The sequence below is a fragment of the Ilyobacter sp. genome, from assembly GCF_041583315.1.
In the GTDB taxonomy this organism is placed as follows: Bacteria; Fusobacteriota; Fusobacteriia; order Fusobacteriales; family Fusobacteriaceae; genus Ilyobacter.
The window spans coordinates 1-4,095 of record NZ_JBFHGC010000247.1 but is presented as its reverse complement, the minus strand read 5'-3'; the positions used below and the strand labels follow the sequence as shown (position 1 = coordinate 4,095).

Here is a 4,095-nt window from a genome sequence, read left to right as displayed (position 1 = left end):
GGGTAAAAAAGTTTTTCTGCAAATGCAAAAGGAAGAGCTATGAGAGACATTTTTTTTATTGCTGTCCGCAGGTCCTTTCTCAGTATAAATATAATTGCTCCTGGGATGAGAAATATTAAAGATAAAATTAAAAAATCATAATCTAAAATTTCCATACTGATCCTCCCTTGTATGAAAAAACAACACAAATCATTAAATGTTGACTTAAGACTTTTTTTTTGTTATTATTCTACTTGAGTTTAAATATGAAGTAGATTAAATTAGTACCTGGTTTGTGAGATTGACAATGCATCAAACAGTGTTAATTCAAGCTAACCGCTTACAGGGAAAATTTAATTGAAAAATAGCAGTAGAACTGGGGTTTGTTCAGGGTCTTTATAAAAATTTTAGTAAAGGCAATGAATTATACTATTTTTAATGGTATATAGCGAGTCAATTATAATTTGGTGAAGCTAAGGCACTCTAACTCTATTATTCAAATGAATAATAGAGTTAGAGTGCCTTTTTTATAAAAACAAAAGGAGGAATATCGTGTATTCAAAAAAACCGGTCTATGAAACACAGAAATTCAGGGAGAAATCAAAGCTCCTTCATTCAAGAAATTTTAATAAATTTGGGTTTGATTTCCATCCCCAGGTTTCTATTATATCTGGACTTTTAGTAATATTTTTTCTGGCATTTACTTTGAAAAGTCCCGATACGGCAAATGCTGTTTTCAGCAGTCTCAAGAACTCTATCACCACAAAATGGAATTGGTTTTTTATTCTGAGTGCCAACTTTTTCCTGCTATTTCCCATCTATCTTCTGTTTAGCAAACTAGGTGAAGTCAGGTTAGGAGGACCAGAGGCAAAACCCGAATTTACAAATTTTGCATGGTACTCAATGCTAATCAGTGCAGGAATGGGTATCGGTCTTATGTTCTGGAGTATAGGGGAACCACTTTACCATTACAACAGTGTTCTGCCGATGTTTGAGGGTAAGGCTACTTTAGCCTCTGCACTGGGAATTACATTTTATCACTGGGGATTTCACCCTTGGGGGATATACGCACTGATATCCCTGGCATTGGCATTTTTTGCCTACAACAGAGGTCTTCCGCTGTCTCTGAGATCGGTATTTTACCCTATATTCAAAGATAAAGTCTTTGGTATATTAGGTGATATTATTGATATATTAGCTGTCATATCGTGTCTGTTTGGCCTGGCTACATCTCTTGGTTTTGGAGCACAGCAGATAAATGCAGGACTCAATTATCTTTTTGGTATCCCACAAAGCACGACTGTTCAGGTAATATTAATATGTGTTATCACTGGAATTGCTACTATCTCAGTGGTATCAGGTATAGGGAAGGGAGTCAGAATCCTGTCTGAATTAAATATGAGAGTAGCTGCTATATTTTTGCTGCTTGTACTACTGGTAGGCCCTACATTATTTATTGTGAGACTTTTTAACAACAGCATAGGATTTTATCTCAATAACATCGTCAGTATCAGTTTCTGGTCTGAGCAGGGAAAAGAAAACTGGCAGGGTAGCTGGACTATATTTTACTGGGCATGGTGGATCTCTTGGTCTCCTTTTGTAGGAATGTTCATTGCCAGAATTTCAAAAGGAAGGACTGTAAGAGAATTTTTATCTGCCATACTTTTAATACCTGCTTTACTAAGTTTCGTTTGGATGTCAGTTTTTGGAGGAGCCGCATTATTCCAGGATATATCAAGTAACGGTCTCCTTTTTGATGCAGTAAAATCAAATGTTGCAACCTCTTTATTTGAAATGATACAAAACATGGATATTTCTCAGACACTGAAAATAATAATGTCATCAACCGGGATATTTTTGGTAGTTTCTTTCTTTGTTACCTCTTCTGATTCAGGTTCTTTGGTTGTAGATAACCTTACATCAGGAGGGAAACTGGATTCTCCGATACCACAGAGAGTCTTTTGGGCTATCATGGAGGGAGTCTTAGCCATTGCTCTTCTAATAGCCGGGGGAACAGATGCCTTAAATGCACTTCAGACAGCTGTAATAATATCAGGGCTTCCTTTTGCTGTTATTCTACTTGTGATGACATACAGTCTTCACATAGGACTAAGGACAGACCTTAACAAACTGAAAAAATATAGAGAAGATAAACTCCTAAATAAAATTTTCAATGAAAAAATCCGTGGTAATTTTGAAAAAAACGAACAGATCAAAATGAGATTAAACAAGTAATGAACTTGAAAAAAGAGCCTTTAGAATTTCTATTCTAAGGGCCTTTTCAATTTCATAAAAAAAATCTTCACTATATATTCTATATGAGCTCTTATTCTGCTCCTTTTATGTTTTATTAAATTATTTTTTTGTTTTAAGGTTGTCTCCTATCTGATTGGCGATGCTCTCAAAGGATTCAGTTTCTTCCATGGTTATATTATATAAAAACTTATCTTCTATAGGATCCAACTCTTTCAGGTCTCTTCTGTTTCTAGAGGCTTCCCTCTCTAGAAGGGCCTTTAAAAATCCGGCTTCTTTTAATTTCAGATTAAGTTTCATTTTGATCACCCCTATACAGTATTTTAAAATATTTTCCCTCTCTCTGAATGATACAGCCCTTTATACATCTATACTTCTGGCACTCTAAAATGTATGTTGTATTTTTGTCGGTTTTGCAGTATAATCTAGTTTAGAATATGACTTAGTAGGAGGAAAAATGAATAATTTTCATTTTTGGGTGTTATTAAGTTCTTTGCTTTTCGTTAGATGTAATTCCACAAAAACACAGTTTTTTACCAAAAATAAACTAAAGAGTTTTGTATTCCCATCAAAATACATTACAATGGAAAAGACAGAGAGAGATTATGAATACTACATTAATGGAAATACTGACCTTTACACCTCATAAAATTAATATTTACCTGTATTATAAAAGACACCCACGAGGGTGTTTTTTATTTTTCTAAAAAATAGGAAGTTCTGGATATATCTCATAGTACTGTTTTTCAGCTTCATCTGCCGCATCAATCTCCAATACCGTATGTGTTCTGGAAGTGTCTGACTTCCTGGCTAGTTCTATCAGGGTTTTTGACATTTGAAACTCTTTCTGAGGGATAAATTCTTCTATCTTATCTAAAAACCAGTTTTCTATCTCTGTGTCATCGCTGAGCATAAGATTTATGATGCCATAAGACTCTCCTATTTTTTTAGATATCTCCTCTTTAGTCTGGAAGACTCTTTCTAAATTTGCTCTCAAAAGTCTCACACCTCTCTTCATAATGTCCCCCTCCTTTCCAAAATAATTTATTTAAATTTTCCTGTAATTTCAGTTAATAAAACTTTACTTAGAATAATATTGGAAAAATCTGAATTTCTCCTTTTTTAAATTCCTAAAGTTTGTCTTTTGAGGTTTATTTCCACATTTATTTTTGTTCACCAAATATTTTCCAAATAGAAAACATGCTATAATAAATTAAGAGAAATTAGTAATAGGAGAATATCTTTAATGAGAAATAAAATCTTAAATTTAATATTTATTTTGTTTGCTTTAATATCTATATCCAGTTATTCATCTATAAATTACAATGGAATAAAATATTATTCCATAAGTGAAATAGAAAGAAAAGGATTTCAGGAAGCAGACGGTTTTTTAAAAATGAAAAATCATAAGTTTCTTTTAGGAGATGACTTTGTAGAATCTCAGGGAGTCAGAATAAATTTTTACAAAATAATTTTAAATAAAAATGATGGGAAATACTATAATTCATTTTTTATAGACGGATTAAAAAATGAAAATTTAAAAAATAACGGAAAACTAAAGAGTATCATATCTCTTTCACCAGGTATAACAGAAAAGATATATGACCTTAAAATGGAGGAAGCACTAGCTGGAAGGACATCTTTCTGCAAATATCCAAAAGAGGCAGTTAAAATAGAGTCAATGGGATCACTTATGGAGCCAAACCTTGAAAAAGTAATGTCTAAAAAACCTCAGATAGTTCTCATGGAGTCTCATTATAATCATAACTTTATAAAAAAGTTGAAATCTATCGGGATAAAATATTTGGTTTATCAGACTCCCAAAAATGTAGAAGATATGTATAAAGAGTATATAGAGATAGC

General features: G+C 32.8%; 4 protein-coding genes. 2 read left to right on the top strand and 2 right to left on the bottom strand.

Going from position 1 to position 4,095, the window contains the following annotated elements; all coding sequences use genetic code 11:
- The first annotated feature begins 531 nt into the window (after positions 1–531).
- A complete protein-coding gene (locus ABZA26_RS09240) occupies positions 532–2,214 on the top strand; it encodes a BCCT family transporter (protein ID WP_372714233.1) in 1,683 nt (560 codons plus the stop codon).
- A gap of 120 nt (positions 2,215–2,334) precedes the next feature.
- Here ABZA26_RS09240 and ABZA26_RS09235 read toward each other — a convergent pair whose 3' ends face one another.
- Both ABZA26_RS09235 and ABZA26_RS09230 read right to left on the bottom strand, forming a co-directional pair.
- A complete protein-coding gene (locus ABZA26_RS09235; RefSeq protein ID WP_372714232.1) occupies positions 2,335–2,532 on the bottom strand; it encodes a hypothetical protein in 198 nt (65 codons plus the stop codon).
- A 403-nt stretch (positions 2,533–2,935) separates the two neighbouring features.
- Positions 2,936–3,250 carry a hypothetical protein gene (locus ABZA26_RS09230; RefSeq protein ID WP_372714231.1) on the bottom strand — a complete coding sequence of 105 codons (315 nt, stop codon included), beginning with the start codon at positions 3,248–3,250 and terminating at the stop codon, positions 2,936–2,938.
- 228 nt (positions 3,251–3,478) lie between these two features.
- On the opposite strand from ABZA26_RS09230, the gene ABZA26_RS09225 reads away from it, so the two are divergent.
- Positions 3,479–4,095 (top strand): ABC transporter substrate-binding protein (locus ABZA26_RS09225; RefSeq protein ID WP_372714230.1); only part of this gene is annotated, 617 nt, incomplete at its 3' end.